The organism is Aureimonas jatrophae (assembly GCF_900104035.1).
In the GTDB taxonomy this organism is placed as follows: Bacteria; Pseudomonadota; Alphaproteobacteria; order Rhizobiales; family Rhizobiaceae; genus Aureimonas; species Aureimonas jatrophae.
Map to the genome: position 1 here is coordinate 32,242 of NZ_FNIT01000015.1, position 17,361 is coordinate 49,602.

The following is a 17,361-nucleotide window of genomic DNA, read 5'->3' on the forward strand; positions in this document are numbered from 1 at the left end:
ATTCCCAATTGTGACAGGGTTTTCGCGGCCGGTTTTCGCCTGATTCCTGAATGTCGAGTCAGCCTGCGAGGCGGTGCACAGCGCAGGATTGCCATATTCCCATCGCGTACCCGACATGACAGGTTTGTTCCAGATGGGGACCTTAGAGTTCCCGCGGGACGGCAATCGGGGGAACGATCATGGCACATTGGGGACGTTGGCTGGCGGGAACCGCACTGGCCTTCGGCTTGGGAAGCGGCACGGCGTTGGCCGGCGGCTTCCAGCGTGGCGTAGCCGATACCGACACCCTCTACGAGCCGGGCGAATTCGTCACCCGACTGGGCTTCACCTACGTCTCGCCGGAGCGTGGCTTCACCAGCGTCAATGGCGTCTCGGGTGACTTCGGCGACTACACCGGTACGTACCGCATCCCGAGCGTTGCCCTGAAGTATGGCGGCGACATGGGCGCATGCGTCGGGAACTATACCGAGTCCTTTGCTGCAGAAGGCGACTACTCGGGCTTGCCGGGCGGGGCCCAGCCGGCGCCGATCGGTGGCGGGTCGCGTGTGCGCAACCTCGAGTTCCAGTCCAACGAGGTGAGCGCGACCTGCCGCGTCAGCTACTCCGCCAACGGCATGCGCTTCAGCCTCCTGGGCGGCATCTACGGGGAGGACTTCGATTTCCAGGGCGAGAGCCTGGCCACGCGCAACATCGGTGCGACGCTTCCGGTCGCGCTGCAGGGCGCTCTGACGCGGGCCAACGCGCAACTCCTCCTTCCGGTCTCGGTCAGCGTCGACACAAGCGACGACATGACCGTCGGCTACCGGATCGGCGCGGCGTTCGAGATCCCGGAATACGCGGTCCGGGCGCAGGTCCTGTACCGGTCCGAGGTCGAGCACGACAGCATCACCGGAACCGGAAACGTCGCGTCCACTGGGTCGGCCTTCGTTCGGCTCGCGAATGGCCGGGAAGTGTCCGTCCCGACCGCGCTTGGCGCGCTCGGCATCACGGCGCCGCCGGCGCTGCTGGGAGCCCTTCCGGCGCCCGGCACGGTGCTCGCGTCCGGCCTGCCGGCGTTCCAGAACACGGCAACCAGTCCGCAAAGCCTCTACGTCAATGCGCAGACGGGCATCGCCGAGGGCACGCTGCTTCTCGCTTCGTTCCGCTGGACCGACTGGAGCACCAACCGTGCCGTCGTCACGACCACCGCGGGTGCATCGAGCGTGAGCCCCTATTACTGGGACGACGGATATACGGCCTCGATCGGTATCGGCCGGGCTTTCAACGAGCGGATCTCGGGATCCGTCTCGATCGGATACGACACGGGCGTCTCGACCGGCGCCGAGACGACCTACACTGATCTCTACACGCTGTCGGGCGGTCTCTCGCTCAAGGATACCTGGGCGGAACTCCGAGTCGGCGGCCTGATCGGCTACTGGACCGATGGCAGCCAGAGCATCGACAGGGGCGCCATCTATAACGGTACGGTCGGTGACGATTGGGTTTACGCGGCGTCTGCCTCGCTGAAGCTGACCTTTTGAGTCTTATCCCCGCGATCCACACACCGAAGGCGCTCCGTATGGGGCGCCTTTTTGCTTTGGAAACAGGCACTTCAGCCGCGAACTTCCATCGCGGTCCGGGGATGTTGGAAAGCTGCAACAGTATGGCGACGTTGCATCGCCTATGATCGTGAAGTCGTATTCGACGCCGTGGTCCCGCCATAAAGCCGGGGCACGCCGTAGGGTAAGACGAACGGCGGGCAAGAGCTGCGCCGTCAGCGGTACGGGCCCGAACGTTTCGCGGCTCGGGCGAGGGACGATGAACGCTACCAACCAGATTGTGCGAACGATCGCGAGCGGGCCCGTTCCGTTCCTTCGTTCCATGTCGCGTTCGTCTGTTGGCCAGATGGGTGCCCATGCGCATTAGCCGGATACTTGCGGCAGGCGTCGTCTCGGCGTTGGTTCTGAGCGCCACGCCGGTCTTTGCGCTCGACCCGGCTGTGCTCGCAGCGACGCCGCCGTCCCCGTCGCCGCGCGAGATGCTGTCGATGGGTTTTGCGGCCTATAAGCGCGGCGAGAAGGCCGAGGCCATCGAGGCGCTGCAACAGGCTGCGGAGCGTGGGCATCCCGGTGCTCGCTGGAAGCTCGGCATGATGTACGCCGCCGGCGATGGCGTGAAGGAAGACGACTACCAAGCCTTCCAGATGTTCGAAGACATTGTGCGCGACCAGGAGGACGACACGGCCTCGTCTCCGAATGCGGCCTATGTCGCGAGCGCGATTGTCTCTCTGGCGACCTACATGCGCGACGGTATACCGAACAGCCCGGTCGCCGCTGATCCGGGCCAGGCCCGGCAACTTTACTCCCATGCCGCGACCTACTTCGGCGATGCCGAAGCGCAGTTCGAGCTGGGGCGTATGCTGCTGGCCGGCGAGGGCGGAAAAAGCAATCCGCGTCAGGCGGCTCGGTGGCTGAAGCTGGCCGCGGCGAAGGGCTATGCGAAGGCCGAAGCCTTGCTCGGATACCTTCTCTTCGACGGGGAAGCCATTTCCATGCGGGCCGATCCCGCGCGCGGTCTCGCGATGCTGACGAGAGCTCTCAAGCTGGCCTCCGTGAAGGATCGGGAATGGATCCGACCCTTGCAGGAAGAAGCCTTCTCGTTGTCCACGGAAGACGATCGCCGGCTCGCCCTATCGGACGGCGAAGCGTCACGCTGACGCCTCGTCGGGTTTCGGCTGGCGCTTACCGCTTGAGGCTTACGATCTGAGGTCGACGACGACCGGCACGTGATCCGACGGCTTCTCCCAGCCCCGTACGTGACGGTCGATCGACACGCCCTGCAGAAGGATCGCCGCTTCCGGCGACAGAAGGACGTGGTCGATGCGGATACCGTTGTTCTTCGGCCAGGAACCGGCCTGATAGTCCCAGAACGTATAGGTTTCCGGCGCATCGCTGGCGGCGCGCACGGCGTCCGTCAGGCCGAGGTGCAGCAGCCGACGATAAGCGGCCCGGCTTTCCGGTTGATACAAGGCGTCGTTCACCCAGGCGGATGGATCGCGGACATCATCGGGTTGCGGGATGACGTTGTAGTCGCCCATCAGGACGAATGGCAGCTCTTCGCCCAGACGCGTGCGCGCATGCTGCTCAAGCCGTGCCATCCAGTCGAGCTTGTAGGAGAATTTCTCGGTCCCCAACGGGTTGCCGTTCGGTAGATAGAGGCAGGCGACACGCACCCGCCGGTCGCCGATGGCATACACCGCCTCGATGAAACGCGACTGTTCGTCTTCCGGTGCACCGGGCAGGCGCCGCTCGACGCGGATCGGGGCCTCCTTCGACAGAAGGGCGACACCGTTGAAGCCCTTCTGGCCGTGCGTCTCGACGTGCCAACCGCGCTTTTCCAATTCGGCGCGGGGAAACTGCTCGTCGACGCTCTTGATCTCCTGCAGACCGACGACGTCCGGCTGACGCTCGTCGAGCCAGGCGAGAAGGGCATCGAGACGCGCCTTGACGCCGTTGATGTTCCAGGTGGCGACAAGCATGCGCGTTCCTGCTCGGCGGGTTCAGACGGCGAACGACGTTCCGCAGCCGCAGGAAGCGACGGCGTTCGGGTTCCGAATCTGGAAGGACTGACCCATCAGGTCGTCGACGAAGTCGATTACGGCACCGTCCATGAAGCCGACCGAGACGGGATCGATCAGAACACGCGCACCCGCATGCTCGATGACGACGTCGTCGTCTTCGCGCTCGTGCGTGAGATCGAACTTGTAGGAAAAGCCGGAGCATCCGCCGCCCTCGACCGAGATGCGAAGCGCGTCGTCATCATGGGTCTTGGCCAGGATCGCGACGATCCGGCGGGCGGCAGCATCGGAAACGGTGATCGGAGCGGCGAGCGTCTCGCTCATGGCGTTGGATCCGGCGGGAGGAGCCGGCCTTCTGCTTGTTGGAGGCTACCCGCTAACGTATGGACGAGGGGGACGAGGGTCAACGTCGCGGTCCGGGAATGGACCGTTTCGAACGGCCGTCGAACCGCCGATACCGGACACGACCATGGCTGCCTTCTCCCCGTCGACGATCGGCTTCGGCCGCGATGGTCTCGCGCCCTTTGCCGTCCGTGCGGACACGAGCCGCGGGCGCCTTTTTCCCGAACCCGCGAGCCGTACGCGGACGCCCTTCCAGCGCGATCGCGACCGCATCGTCCATTCCACGGCGTTCCGGCGATTGAAGCACAAGACGCAGGTTTTCGTCGCCTACGAGGGCGATCACTTTCGTACGCGGCTCACCCACACGATCGAGGTGTCGCAGATCGCCCGCGCCTTTGCGCGCGCTCTTCGTCTCGACGAGGACCTGACCGAAGCGGTCGCCTTGGTCCATGACTTCGGTCATACGCCGTTCGGGCATGCCGGCGAGCGGGCGTTGAACCGCTGCATGGCGGGGTTTGGCGGCTTCGACCACAACGCGCAGTCGCTGCGCATCGTCACCGCCCTTGAGCGCCGGTATGCGGAGTTCGACGGCCTCAATCTCTGCTTCGAGACCCTGGAAGGGCTGGTCAAGCACAACGGCCCCCTGGTCGGGACCCATGCGTCCGTGTCTGATTCCGTGCCGGCAGCGATCCTCGACTTCGATCGCGAGTTCCCGCTGGACCTCCACCGTTTTGCGAGCCTCGAAGCGCAAGCGGCTGCGATCTCTGATGACATTGCCTACAACACCCACGATCTCGACGATGGGCTGCGAGCCGGTCTCATCCAACTCGATGATCTGGCCGAGCTAGATCTGGCCGGCGATATCCTTCGCGAGGTTCGAGCGCGCTATCCCGGTCTCGATCCCGTGCGCGCGTCGCACGAGATCATGCGTCGTCACATCACGCGCATGGTGGAGGACGTGATCGACGCCACGCAGAGGCGATTGGCGGAGGATGACGTCGGATCGCGGGAGGACGTGCAAGGGGCTCGGCGAACCCTTCTCGACTTCTCGGCAGACATGCGTGCCGCCGTCGCGCAGACGCGGAGCTTTCTGTTTGCACGCGTGTATCGCGATCCCAGCGTGATGAGCGTGATGGACCGAGCCGAGGTCGTGGTTGAGGAGTTGTTCGACGCTTTCCTGGCCGATCCGCAACTCATGCGCGGCGATTGGAATGCAGCCGTTCCGCTGGAGGGCGAGCGGTTGGCGCGGCATGTGTCGGACTACCTGTCCGGCATGACCGACAGCTACGCGATGGGCGAACACCGCCGCCTGTTTGACGCTTCGGGCGAATTGGGCTAGCGCGCCGGTTTCGCTGCGCCGCCCAAATCTGTGGGCATGCGGAGCGCACCCTCGCAACAGCCGGAACGCGTCCATGAACATCTTCGCCGACTTCGAGCAGCGCGTCGCGCGGACCGTGCGTGCGACGCTCGACGGGTTGGGTATCGGTGAAGCCGATCTGTCGCGTATCGCCGTCGAGCCGCCGCGCGACGCGGCGCATGGCGATCTCGCGACGAACGCGGCGATGGTCCTGGCCAAACCACTGGGGCAGAAGCCGCGCGATCTGGCGGAACGCATCGCGGAAGGATTGCGTGCCGACGGCGATGTGGCGGCGGTCGAGATCGCCGGACCTGGTTTCATCAACCTGCGGCTCGAGCGGAGCTTCTGGACCCGGCATCTCCACGACATCCTGCGGCTCGGAGCCGACTATGGTCGCGGCACGCCGACGGGACACCGGCTCAACGTCGAATACGTCTCGGCCAACCCGACCGGCCCCCTTCATGTGGGGCATTGCCGCGGCGCGGTCGTGGGCGACACGATCGCCAATCTCGCGGCCTTCGCCGGCGACGAGGTCGCCAAGGAATACTACATCAACGACGCCGGCGAGCAGGTGAACGTCCTCGCTCGCTCGACCATGCTGCGCTACCGCGAAGCGCTCGGCGAGACGATCGGTGAGATACCGGCCGGCCTGTATCCGGGTGACTACCTCAAGACGGTCGGTGCGGCGCTGGCCATTCGCTACAAGCGCGAACTCCTCGACATGGACGAGGCGGCTTGGCTTCCGATCGTGCGGTCGTATGCGATCGCCGCGATGATGATGGGCATTCGCGACGACCTGAAGGCGCTCGGCATCCAGCAGGATGTCTTCTTCTCGGAGCGCACTCTGCACGAGGGCGATGAAAGCCGTATCCAAACGGCGATCGCTGATCTGCGCGAGCGTGGCTTTGTCTACGAGGGCCGTCTGCCGCCGCCCAAGGGCCAGCTTCCCGAAGATTGGGAAGATCGCGAACAGACTCTTCTGCGCTCGACCGATGTCGGTGACGACGTCGATCGGCCTCTCGTGAAGTCGGACGGCGCGTATACCTACTTCGCGGCTGATGTCGCCTATTTCGCCGACAAGTTCGCGCGCGGCTTCGACGAGATGGTCTACGTGCTGGGCGCCGACCATGGCGGCTACGTCAAGCGCCTCGAGGCGGTCGCCAAGGCGGTGGCCGGCGAGAAGGCGACGGTCGACGTGATCCTGTGTCAGCTCGTCAAGCTGTTCCGCGACGGTGAGCCCGTCCGGATGTCCAAGCGGGCCGGCGAGTTCGTGACGCTGCGCGACGTCGTGGACGAGGTGGGGCGCGACGCGGTGCGCTTCATGATGCTGTTCCGCAAGAGCGACGCCCCGCTCGACTTCGACTTCCGCAAGGTGACGGAGCAGTCCAAGGACAACCCCGTCTTCTACGTGCAGTATGCCCACGCGCGGACCGCCTCGATCATGCGTCAGGCGACCGGCGAGGGCATCGACGTTGGGAACATCGCCGAGCTGGACGCGAAGGCTCTCGATCTGCTCACCGACGAGGGCGAGATCGCGCTGGTACGCAAGCTCGCGGAGTTCCCTCGTCTGGTTCAGGCAGCGGCCGCATCGCGTGAGCCGCATCGTCTGCCCTTCTACCTCTATGATCTCGCGCAGGCCTTCCACGCCCAGTACAATCGCGGCAAGGACCAGACGGACCTGCGCTTCGTGCGTGCGGAGGCCCGCGATCTGACCCTTGCACGACTTGCGCTCGTGCGGGCGGTCGGCACCGTCGTTGCCTCGGGATTGGGGCTCACGGGCGTTTCGGCGCCGGACGAGATGCGCTGACGCGGACCCGCGCAACCATCCTTTAGACAACATCGCTTGCCACTCGTCAGGTCGGGGACCTGGCGAGCCGAACCGAATCGATACCGAACGCACGCGTTGGCGTTTCCGTTCGGTGTTGCTCCATGCGCAAGGTTCGCCCGGCATAATAGGCGTTCGGAAGGGGCGGGCCGTTCAGTCCCGCGAGGGGTCGATTGCGATGAAGCCTACAAACGAGTCTTTGGGCGGCGGCACGCCGCGAAAGGATCCGTTCGGCGACCTCGTGCGCGCGGTCGAGGGCGGCGGTGCTCGAACGGTAGCCGGTTCGGAGCCGATCTACGCTGGCTTCGAACCCGTCGAGGTTCCGCTTCAATCCAACTGGGACAGCTTCACCTACGATCGCGGCAGTGCGCCGCGTCGTTCTCCGGCCCAGTCCGGCTCGATGGCGTCGGTCGCGGTTCCCTCGGTGTCCGGCGAGATGCGGCTCGATGGCCCGGATGCCGATCTCCAGATCGACGAAGCTCTTCGCGGCCTCAGCAGTCCGGCCCGTCCGCGTGTCAACGCGCCGGCGGAAACGCAGTCCTTCGCCCCGGCGCGGCAGGCCGATGAACACGCGCCGACCGGTGGCCGGACGCTCGACGACTTCGACGAGTTGATCGCCAGCGAACTCGCGGCGATGCGAACCGTGCCGGCCCACGACGAGGACGACGGCTACTACGCGGACTACGACGACGAGGAGGCCTACGAGGCGCCGCGTCGAATCGTACGCGGGCGAAGCCTTGCTATGACGGTCGGCGGTGTCGCGGCTGTTGTCGTGCTCGGCGCGGTCGGTGTTCTTGCGTGGTCGGGCGCAGTGCCGGTCGGCGGCAGCGCGGATGGACCGCTTCTCATCAAGGCGGACGCCGAGCCGTTCAAGATCGCGCCGGCCGATCCCGGCGGACGCTCCATTCCCAACCAGAACAAGGCGGTCTACGGCAGCGTCGCCGGCGGCCCCATCGCCGCACCGACTCAGCATGAGCTGGTGACCGCGATCGAGGAGCCACTCGAGATCGCCGAAGACGAGCCGGCAGCCGATGCTCTGCCCGGGGTCGAGGTCGGCGACGAGGTTCCGCTTCCCGGCGAAGCGGCGAGCCAAGTCGCTGAACGCGAGCCGGAAAGCGAGACGTTGCAGCCGCGCAAGGTTCGCACGCTCACGGTGCGCCCCGACGGGACGCTCGTGGCCTCCGACGCGCCGGCTGATGCGTCCGGCGCCTCCGCGCTTCTGCCTGCGTCGTCGACCGCCCATGCGGCGGTGCTGGATCCCGTTGCCGGTATCGCGCCGTCCATGCCGTTCGGCGATGATGCCGCCATGACCACCGCGTCCACGATGCCTGCCGCCGAGCCGGTAGCGCAGGAGGTCGCCGCTGTAGCGACTCCTGCTTCGCCCACCGCCGGTGAATTGGCGGATGCGCCACGCGTCGGCGACGGCTTCTACGTCCAGATCTCGTCGCAGCCGAACGAAGCCGCAGCCCGCGACTCCATGTCGAGCCTGACGCGCCGCTTCTCCAGCCAGATCGGAACGCGGGGCGTGGGGATCCGGACCGCGGAGATCCCCGGCAAGGGAACCTTCTACCGGGTCCGGATTGCGGCCGAATCCCGCGACGAGGCCGTCGAGCTGTGCGAAACCCTGAAGTCGGCCGGCGGAAGCTGCTTCGTGACGCGTTGACGATCGGTGCAGCCGCCGTGTTCGCTCGCGCGGGCACGATTCCGGCTCCCCGATCCGATTCCTTCGATGCGCCCATTCGAGAGCCGATCATGACGACATCCAAAAGCTGGATCGCCGGTTGCAGCGGCTGGTCGCTGACGCCGGACGAGCGCGCCTTCTTTCGCGACGAACGCCCCTGGGGCTTCATCCTCTTCGGACGCAACATCGGCGAGGCCGCGCAGGTGCGCGACCTCGTGGCGGAACTGATGGAGATCGGGGGGCGCGATACCGTTCCCGTTCTGATCGATCAGGAAGGCGGGCGCGTCCAGCGGCTGCGTCCGCCGCTCAGTCCCCGCATGCCACCTTCCGCTGAGATCGGTCGCGTGTTCGCCGTATCGCGTGAGGACGGGCTGCGGGCGGCCTGGCTGCAGGGCCGCCTTCTGGCCGCCGAACTGCTGGGTGGGTTCGGGATCAACGTCGACTGCATCCCCTGCCTCGATGTCCTCCAACCCGGCGCCCATACGGTGATCGGCGATCGCTCTTATGCCAACGACGGTGCAAGCGTCGCGGCGCTCGGCGGTGCAGCCGCGGCAGGCCTGGCTGCAGGGGGAATGCTGCCGGTCATGAAGCATCTGCCCGGTCACGGCCGCAGCGAGGTGGACAGCCATCTCGAACTGCCTCGCGTGTCCGCGCCGCTTGAAGCGCTACGGCGCGACGACTTCATCCCGTTCCAAGCTCATCGCGACCTTCCGGCCGGAATGACCGCCCATCTCCTGTTCGAAGCGATCGATCCGGATCGGCCGGCAACGCTCTCGCCGACGGTGATCGGAGATATCATTCGTGGTGAGATCGGCTTTGGCGGCCTTCTCATGACCGACGATATGTCGATGAAGGCGCTTCAGGGCGACATCGGCGATCTGGCAGCCCGCGCGATCGACGCCGGCTGCGATCTGGCACTCCATTGCAACGGCGACATGGCGGAGATGCGGTCGATCGCAGCGATGGTCCCCGAGCTGACGGGATCCGCCCTTCGGCGAGCGGAGCGGGCGCTCGACGTGATCCGTGCCGGTCCGACCGAAACGGGCGACGCGAGCGTCTGGCGAGCCGAGTTCGACCAGCTCCTGTCGCGATTGGCCTGAACCATCGACGGATCGACGTATCAGGTCGCAAGACCGGACCTGTCGCAGACTCGCCACGATCCCGGCCTAGCGTCGTGACTGCCGCGCTCGTGCCGCCGACCTCCCTGCTTGTCTGGTAACTCATGGCAACGGAAAGGTGACCGCGAACGCGCGGCACCGGGTCATGGATGGGGCGCTATCCGTTGATCCTGCGAATGTTTTCGTGTTTGAAGGCACGAACGACAGGTTTTCTGGCCCGCGACTCGCATGCGGGACGCAACGGAGGCATGAGATGGGTAGCTTCAGCATCTGGCATTGGCTCATCGTTCTGGCCGTCGTGCTGCTGCTGTTCGGCCGCGGCAAGATTCCGGAGCTGATGGGCGACGTCGCCAAGGGCATCAAGAACTTCAAGAAGGGCATGGCCGACGACGAGACGACCGCCGCGCAGGAGCGTCGCTCGCTCGAAAGCGGCAAGGTGGACCCGCTGGCTCACGACACCACCGTCGAGAAGACCCGGATCTGATTGATCCGCAGACGCCGTTGGACGTCGGAGCCGGCAGGAGGCGTCAATTATGTTCGATATCGGTGGGCTAGAGCTTCTGGTCATTGCCGTCGTGATGATCGTTGTGGTGGGTCCCAAGGACCTGCCACGCATGTTGCGGACCTTCGGCCGTGTAACCGGGCAGATGCGACGCATGGCTGGCGACTTCCGGCGCCAGTTCGACGACGCCCTGCGCGAAGCGGAGATGGATGAACTGCGCAACACGGTCAACGACGTGAAGTCGCTCGACCCGCGCGAGGACATTCGCAAGGCAATGAACCCGATCCGTGCCGTCGGCGACGAGATCCGGTCTTCTCTCAAGGCCGCCACGGTCGCGCCCGAACCGACCGTGGCGCGCCCGGATGCGGCGGCGGCACCGATGCCGTCGCCCGAGCCGGCTGATGCGGCCGATTCCAAACCCATCCACATGAACGGCAGCGGTCATCCGTTGCCGGCCGAGACGCCGCAGGGCGGTGGCAGCAGGAGCAACACGTGAGCCGATCCGAGTCCGAGATCGAAGCGTCTTCCGCGCCGCTCATCGAGCATCTGATCGAACTGCGTCGCCGACTGATCTGGGCGATCCTCGGCTTCTTCGGCATGTTCCTGATCTGCTTCTTCTTCGCCAAGCAGATCTTCAACGTCCTGGTCGTCCCATATCAGATCGCCTCGTCCTGGGCCGGTCTCGATCCGGCCAGCGTCGAGCTGATCTACACCGCGCCGCAGGAGTATTTCTTCACGCAGGTGAAGGTGGCGGCGTTTGGTGGCTTCTTTCTGGCCTTTCCGCTGATCGCCATCCAGGTCTACAAGTTCGTGGCGCCCGGTCTCTATCGCGACGAGCGGGAAGCCTTCCTCCCGTTCCTTGTCGCGACGCCTCTCCTATTCCTGCTGGGCGCGCTGCTCGTCTACTACTTCTTCACCCCCATGGTGATGTGGTTCTTCCTCTCGATGCAGCAGCCGGGCGAGGGCACCGACGCCGCGATCCTGCTACTGCCGCGGGTGTCGGAATACCTGTCGCTGATCATGACGCTGATCGTGTCGTTCGGCCTCGTGTTCCAGCTGCCGGTGATCTGCTCGCTCCTCGTGCGGACCGGCATGGTCACTGCGGACTCGCTGGCTGGAAAGCGCAAGTGGGCGATCGTCCTGTCGTTCATCGTCGCAGCCGTCCTCACTCCGCCCGATCCGCTGTCCCAGATCGGTCTTGCGATCCCGGCGATCCTTCTCTACGAGGTCTCGATCATCGTGGCCCGGATCATCGAGAAGAAGCGGGCCGAGCGGCTGGCGCAGACCGAGGCGAGCGCCGACTAGAGGTGCCGCCTTCCCACGGCCGCCAGATGCGGACTGGGGAAGCATGCTGGATCTCAAATGGATACGCGAGAACGCTCAACGCTTCGATGAGGCGATGGGCCAGCGCAACTCGACCGTGCGTGCGGAGGCGCTCCTTCGTCTCGATGAAGAGCGACGCTCGCATCTGAAGTCGCTCCAGGACCTCCAGAGCCAGCGCAACGACGCCTCCAAGGAGATCGGTCGCGCCAAGGCCTCCGGTGATGCCGCCAAGGCCGACGAGGTCATGGCGCGGGTCGCCGATCTGAAATCCCGTATCCAAGACGGCGAGGCCCGCGAGCGCGACCTCGACGCCCGAATCGCGATCTTCCTTGCGGCTGTCCCGAACATTCCCTTCGACGAGGTGCCGGTTGGCGCCGATGAGACCGATAACGTCGAGGTACGCCGGGTCGGCACGAAGCCGAGCTTCGATTTCAAGCCGAAGGAGCACTTCGAGATCGGCGAAGCGCTCGGCCTGATGGACTTCGATCGGGCCGCCAAGATCGCCGGGTCGCGCTTCACGGTGCTGCGTGGCGCGATGGCGCGCCTCGAGCGCGCCCTCGGTCAGTTCATGATCGACATCCATACGCGCGAGTTCGGCTACGAGGAGGTGTCTCCGCCTCTTCTCGTGCGAGAGGACGCGGCCTTTGGTACGGGCAATCTGCCGAAGTTCGCCGAGGATCTGTTCCAGACGACCGACGGACGCTGGCTGATCCCGACTGCCGAGATCTCGCTGACCAATCTCGTCCGTGAGGAGATCACGGAGGAGGCGAAGCTGCCTCTGCGTTTCACCGCGCTGACGCCGTCGTTCCGTTCCGAAGCGGGTTCAGCCGGGCGCGACACGCGAGGCATGCTGCGCCAACACCAGTTCTATAAGGCCGAACTCGTCTCCGTCACGACAGCGGAGACGGCGCTGGAAGAACACGAGCGTATGACGCGCGCGGCCGAAACGGTTCTGGAGCGGCTCGGCCTTCATTTCCGAACCGTCGTTCTCTGCACGGGCGATATGGGTTTTGCATCCCGAAAAACCTACGACATCGAGGTCTGGCTTCCCGGACAGGACGCGTTCCGTGAGATTTCCTCCTGCTCGGTCTGCGGTGACTTCCAGGCGCGCCGCATGAACGCGCGCTATCGTCCGGCCGGCGAGAAGCAGGCGCCCCGCTTCGTCAACACGCTGAACGGCTCGGGAACCGCCGTTGGGCGAGCCCTCATCGCCGTGGTCGAGAACTATCAGAACGCAGATGGATCGGTCACCGTGCCGGATGTCCTGCGGCCCTACATGAACGGTCTGGAGAGGATCGGCTGATGCGGATCCTCCTGACCAACGACGACGGCATCCATGCGCACGGGCTGAAGGTGCTGGAGCGCATCGCGGCGGAGCTGTCCGACGAGGTCTGGACCGTCGCGCCGGAAACCGATCAGAGCGGGCTTTCGCACTCGCTGACGCTATCGTCGCCGCTGCGCGTGCGGCAGGAAGGCGAGCGGCGGTTCGCCGTGACCGGCACGCCGACCGATTGCGTGATCATGGCCGTGAAGCGCCTGATGCCCGAGCCGCCGGATCTGGTGTTGTCGGGTGTGAACGCCGGCCAGAACATCTGCGACGACGTCACCTACTCGGGTACGGTTGCCGGCGCGATCGAGGGCACGATGCTCGGTTTGCGCTCGATCGCCCTCAGCCAGGCCTTCCTACCGGGTCAGGATCGCGAAGCGACCTGGAAAGTGGCCGAGCTGCACGGCGCCCCGACCATTCGTCGTCTTCTGGATGCGAACCTGCCGCGCGGATCGCTTCTGAACGTGAACTTCCCTGCGGTCGATCCGGATGCGGTCACTGGCCTCGAGGTGACGCGCCAGGGCAAGCTCGACTATGCGCTCGGTATCGAGGAGCGGCAGGACGGACGCGGCTTCCCCTACTACTGGCTGAAGTTCGGCCGCCAGGCGGGCGAGCGGATGGACGGGTCGGATATGGAGGCTTTACGCGCCGGCGCGATTTCGGTCACGCCGCTGCAGCTCGATCTGACCCACCACGATCTGCTCGAATCGCTGCGCGCGACGCTCCGGTAGTCGCAGCCGATGCCGAACAGCCAAGGCGACCGCGAACGACTGGCCTCGTTCCTGATGACGCTGCGTTCCGTCGAGGGCGTGGCAGGACGTCTGATGGCGGCGGTGGAAGCCATTCCGCGTCGCCGCTTCATGCCCGACGAGATTGCCGACCCCTATGAGGATCACGCGGTTCCGATCGCATGTGGACAGACCATGCCGAGCGCACGCCATGCGATCCGCCTCGTTGCGGCGCTCAAGGTCCAACCCGAAAGCCGCATCCTCGAAATCGGTACGGGCAGCGGCTACGTGACGGCGCTCCTTGCACGCCTCGGTCTGCATGTCACGACGCTGGAGCGATACAAGTCGCTGGTCGCGGCCGCGTCGGATCGCCTGAAGGCGACGGCGCTGACCAACACGACGTTCGTCCAGGAGGACGGGCGAAACGGTTACGCCGAGATGGGACCGTTCGATCGGATCGTCGTGCATGGATCGTTCGAGACGGTTCCCCGGTCCTTGCTCGATCAACTCGCATCCCACGGGATCCTGATGGCCGCCATCGGTCCGGCCGAAGGGGAGCAGCGCATCACGCGGTTTCAGAAGTTCGGTTCGCGCTTCGAGGAGGACGTCGTCTTTCCCGCGCGGCTGCAACCGCTCGAGAGCGGCGTCGCGAGCTTTCTTTAAGCTCCTGCCACCAAAGCCAGTCTCGCTTAACCCACGGGTAACATTAACGCGCTCTAATGCGGCTCAGGATAGGGGCGTCGGCATGGGGACTGCGATGCGTGCGGACAAGGTGAGAATCACGAGGCTTCGGCTGGTCCGGTCCGCGGCTCTCGTGACAGTGGCGGCTCTGGCGGGCTGCAGTGCGGACGCGACGCGTCTGCAGGACGGGTTCTATACGGGGGCGATCCCGAAGGCTTCGGTCCCGAACCAGGTCGCGGCGGCGCCCGTTGCGCAGCCCAACGCCTCGATGGGCATGGGAACGACCGGAACCTCGCAGACCTATGCGGCGGCGACGCCCCCGGTCACGCGCTCGTCGCTGCCGCCTCCGCCGGCGGCGTCGTACAACGGGGGCGGCTCGACCTACGCGCCGATGGCGCCATCCGCCGCACCGACGTCGAACGCACCGATCGCCAGCCGCGAGATTGGACAGACGCAAGCTGCGCAAGCCATGGACAGCCCGTCGCGGGGTGCGACGGGAGCCGGCGGCATGTGGACCGTCACGTCGGGCGACTCGGTTCTCGGCATTGCCCGCCGCGCCGGCGTCCGGGCGGCGGACCTGCGCGCCGCCAACAATCTGAGCGACGACAACATCCGTATCGGTCAGGTTCTACGCCTGCCGAACGGGGCGAGCGGGCAGGCAACGGCCGCCAACAGCGCACCGGCCGCCAACACGCGTGTCGCCTCGCTCGGCGCGCCTCCCACGACCCTGCAGGCCCAGGCGGCAGCGATCGCGGTGCCTCGCTCGGCACCTGTTCGCAGCGCTGCAGCGCCTGCTGCCGCAGCGACCACGCCGGTTCCCGTCGCCAATACGCCGCACAAGACCGCCAAGACGGAAACGCCGGTCAGCAAGCCCACCGAGCCGGCGCCTGCCATGGCGGCCGCACCGGCTGCGGCGGCTCCCGTTGCAGCGACGAGCGTCGCCTCGGCTCCGGCCGCACCGGCCACGACCGTCGAGAAGGAGGAAACCCGCGAGGTCGCCTCGCTCGCTCCGGCCTCGACCGGTATCGACCAGTTCCGCTGGCCGGTTCAGGGACGCGTCGTGAAGAACTTCGGCGACAAGGTCGGCTCTCGCCGCAACGAGGGCCTCAATATCTCCGTGCCGCGCGGCACGCCGGTCAAGGCCGCGGAGAACGGTGTCGTGATCTATGCCGGCGACGGCTTGAAGGAGTTCGGCAAGACCGTTCTCGTGAAGCACGACAACGGCCTCGTCACGGTCTACGGCCACGCCGACGACATCCTCGTGCAGCGCGGCGCGACCGTGAAGCGTGGTCAGGAGATCGCGAAGGCCGGCATGACCGGCGATACCGAGACGCCGATGCTGCACTTCGAGGTGCGCAAGGACTCGTCGCCGGTCAATCCGATGACCTACCTCCAGTAGGACCATTCGAGACGCGTATCCGACAGGGGCCCGGCGACGCCGGGCCCCTGTCATGCGTCAGGCGATATCGACCCGCCGTCCAAGGCGCCCTGCCAGATCCTGGACGAACTGAAACGCGACGCGGCCCGAGCGGCTGCCGCGCGTCGTCGACCATTCCAGCGCTTCCCCACGGACCGCGTCCGGCTCGGTCTCGATGCCGGCGGCGGCGAGATAGCCGTCCACCATCGCGAGATACTCGTCCTGCGAACATTTGTGGAAGCCGAGCCACAGGCCGAACCGGTCGGACAGAGACACCTTTTCCTCGACGGCCTCGCCCGGGTTGATCGCCGTCGAGCGCTCGTTCTCCATCATGTCCCGCGGCAGGAGATGTCGCCGGTTCGACGTGGCGTAGAACAGGACGTTGTCGGGCCGTCCTTCGACGCCGCCATCCAGCGCGGCCTTCAGCGACTTGTAGGACGTGTCGTCATGATCGAACGAGAGGTCGTCGCAGAACAGAAGGATCGGAAACGGCGCTTCCCTCAGCTTCCCCATGAGTTCGGGCAGGGAGTCGATATCCTCGCGGTGGATCTCGATCAGCTTCAGCGCCGGCGTGCCCGCGTCGCGCTCCGTGTTGACCGTGTGCTGTGCGGCTTTCACCAGCGAGGACTTCCCCATGCCGCGCGCGCCCCATAGGAGCGCATTGTTGGCTGGAAGACCCTTGGCGAAACGACGCGTGTTCTCGAGCAGGATGTCGCGCGCACGGTCGATCCCCTTGAGAAGCGCGACGGGCACACGATTGACGCGCGGCACCGGCGTCAGTCCCGCGGGCGGTGCGAAGACGAAGCAATCCGCAACCGACAGGTCGAGTGGGGCAGGGACCGGCGGCGCCAGTCGCTCCAGCGCACTGGCGATGCGTTCCAGAGCCGAGAGGATGTGTGTGTCCATGTCCCGATCCGCTTCGCCCGATCGTGAGGCGATCCGGACGGACTTGTGTTGCATTCGGGGCGACCGTTCGTATATTTCGCGCGACTTGGACAGGCCCTTTTTGGCCGTCCGCCGTTGTTTCGCGAGGAAATCTGAATGTTCGTCACCCCGGCTTTCGCCCAGACCGGCACCGCTGCGGGAGGGCCGGAGAGCATTCTGATCAGCGTCCTGCCGTTCATCGCCGTCTTCGCGATCATGTACTTCCTGATCATTCGTCCGCAGCGTGCCGCTGCCAAGCGGCGTGACGAGATGCTCAAGAATATCCGTCGCGGCGACACGATCATCACCGGCGGCGGCATCGTGGCGAAGGTCACGAAGGTGATGGACAACGGCGAACTCGAAGTTCAGATTTCCGAGCAGACCAAGATCCGGGTGCTCCAGGGCATGGTCGCCGACGTCCGCGTGAAGGGCGAACCTACCGCGGCCAACACGAAATAGCCGCAAGCGGCGCGCAACTGGCCTGGGTCCGGCGTCGTAGCCGGACTGGCCGCTCTTTGCCGAGAGGCATTCAAAGGGGATCTCGGTGCCGCGGCGCCTGGGATCCCGTTCGACGTTCAGG

At 65.8% G+C, this 17,361-nt stretch carries 17 protein-coding genes; 14 read left to right on the top strand and 3 right to left on the bottom strand.

Annotated elements, in window-relative coordinates; translation table 11 throughout:
- Nucleotides 1-179 precede the first annotated feature (179 nt).
- The gene (locus BLQ76_RS20180; RefSeq protein WP_244519752.1) at nt 180-1,520 is read left to right on the top strand and encodes a long-chain fatty acid transporter; all 1,341 of its coding nucleotides are present in this window, start codon (nt 180-182) and stop codon (nt 1,518-1,520) included.
- A 374-nt stretch (nt 1,521-1,894) separates the two neighbouring features.
- On the top strand, nt 1,895-2,695 hold the full coding sequence (locus tag BLQ76_RS20185; protein WP_090676939.1) for a tetratricopeptide repeat protein: 801 nt from the start codon (nt 1,895-1,897) through the stop codon (nt 2,693-2,695).
- A 39-nt stretch (nt 2,696-2,734) separates the two neighbouring features.
- On the opposite strand, the gene xth is transcribed toward BLQ76_RS20185, so the two are convergent.
- Together xth and erpA are read right to left on the bottom strand one after the other, a co-directional pair.
- Complete coding sequence (gene xth / locus BLQ76_RS20190) at nt 2,735-3,517, bottom strand: exodeoxyribonuclease III (RefSeq protein ID WP_090676940.1); 783 nt, start codon at nt 3,515-3,517, stop codon at nt 2,735-2,737.
- A 21-nt stretch (nt 3,518-3,538) separates the two neighbouring features.
- A complete protein-coding gene (erpA, locus tag BLQ76_RS20195) occupies nt 3,539-3,880 on the bottom strand; it encodes an iron-sulfur cluster insertion protein ErpA (protein WP_090676942.1) in 342 nt (113 codons plus the stop codon).
- Nucleotides 3,881-4,025: 145 nt separating this feature from the next.
- Here erpA and BLQ76_RS20200 point away from each other — a divergent pair, with 145 nt between their 5' ends.
- From BLQ76_RS20200 to BLQ76_RS20250, 11 genes are all read left to right on the top strand, one after another.
- A complete protein-coding gene (locus BLQ76_RS20200; protein ID WP_090676943.1) occupies nt 4,026-5,237 on the top strand; it encodes a deoxyguanosinetriphosphate triphosphohydrolase in 1,212 nt (403 codons plus the stop codon).
- A gap of 73 nt (nt 5,238-5,310) precedes the next feature.
- Nucleotides 5,311-7,062 (top strand): arginine--tRNA ligase, encoded by a 1,752-nt coding sequence (argS, locus tag BLQ76_RS20205; RefSeq protein ID WP_090676945.1) that lies wholly within the window; start codon nt 5,311-5,313, stop codon nt 7,060-7,062.
- Between the two features lie 196 nt (nt 7,063-7,258).
- Nucleotides 7,259-8,743 carry an SPOR domain-containing protein gene (locus BLQ76_RS20210; RefSeq protein WP_090676946.1) on the top strand — a complete coding sequence of 495 codons (1,485 nt, stop codon included), beginning with the start codon at nt 7,259-7,261 and terminating at the stop codon, nt 8,741-8,743.
- Nucleotides 8,744-8,832: 89 nt separating this feature from the next.
- Nucleotides 8,833-9,861 carry a beta-N-acetylhexosaminidase gene (gene nagZ / locus BLQ76_RS20215; RefSeq protein WP_170842688.1) on the top strand — a complete coding sequence of 343 codons (1,029 nt, stop codon included), beginning with the start codon at nt 8,833-8,835 and terminating at the stop codon, nt 9,859-9,861.
- A gap of 271 nt (nt 9,862-10,132) precedes the next feature.
- Nucleotides 10,133-10,363: a twin-arginine translocase TatA/TatE family subunit gene (locus BLQ76_RS20220; protein ID WP_090676949.1), complete on the top strand. Its 231-nt coding sequence runs from the start codon at nt 10,133-10,135 to the stop codon at nt 10,361-10,363.
- 49 nt (nt 10,364-10,412) lie between these two features.
- Entirely contained in the window at nt 10,413-10,877 is a 465-nt protein-coding gene (gene tatB, locus BLQ76_RS20225; protein WP_090676951.1) for a Sec-independent protein translocase protein TatB, read from the top strand.
- Nucleotides 10,874-11,686, top strand: coding sequence for a twin-arginine translocase subunit TatC (gene tatC, locus BLQ76_RS20230; protein WP_090676952.1), 813 nt, complete (start codon nt 10,874-10,876; stop codon nt 11,684-11,686). Before tatB ends, tatC begins: the two co-directional genes overlap by 4 nt.
- Nucleotides 11,687-11,729: 43 nt before the next feature.
- A complete protein-coding gene (serS, locus tag BLQ76_RS20235; RefSeq protein WP_090676953.1) occupies nt 11,730-13,007 on the top strand; it encodes a serine--tRNA ligase in 1,278 nt (425 codons plus the stop codon).
- Nucleotides 13,007-13,762, top strand: coding sequence for a 5'/3'-nucleotidase SurE (gene surE, locus BLQ76_RS20240; RefSeq protein WP_090676955.1), 756 nt, complete (start codon nt 13,007-13,009; stop codon nt 13,760-13,762). The genes serS and surE overlap by 1 nt, the downstream gene beginning before the upstream one ends.
- A gap of 9 nt (nt 13,763-13,771) precedes the next feature.
- Nucleotides 13,772-14,422 (top strand): protein-L-isoaspartate(D-aspartate) O-methyltransferase, encoded by a 651-nt coding sequence (locus BLQ76_RS20245; protein ID WP_090676956.1) that lies wholly within the window; start codon nt 13,772-13,774, stop codon nt 14,420-14,422.
- A gap of 82 nt (nt 14,423-14,504) precedes the next feature.
- Entirely contained in the window at nt 14,505-15,839 is a 1,335-nt protein-coding gene (locus BLQ76_RS20250) for a M23 family metallopeptidase (RefSeq protein WP_090676958.1), read from the top strand.
- Between the two features lie 57 nt (nt 15,840-15,896).
- On the opposite strand, the gene BLQ76_RS20255 is transcribed toward BLQ76_RS20250, so the two are convergent.
- Nucleotides 15,897-16,763, bottom strand: a complete 867-nt coding sequence (locus BLQ76_RS20255) for an ATP-binding protein (RefSeq protein ID WP_183193181.1) — start codon at nt 16,761-16,763, stop codon at nt 15,897-15,899.
- A gap of 135 nt (nt 16,764-16,898) precedes the next feature.
- Between BLQ76_RS20255 and yajC the strand changes: the two genes are divergently transcribed.
- Complete coding sequence (gene yajC / locus BLQ76_RS20260) at nt 16,899-17,240, top strand: preprotein translocase subunit YajC (RefSeq protein WP_090676961.1); 342 nt, start codon at nt 16,899-16,901, stop codon at nt 17,238-17,240.
- Nucleotides 17,241-17,361 lie beyond the last annotated feature (121 nt).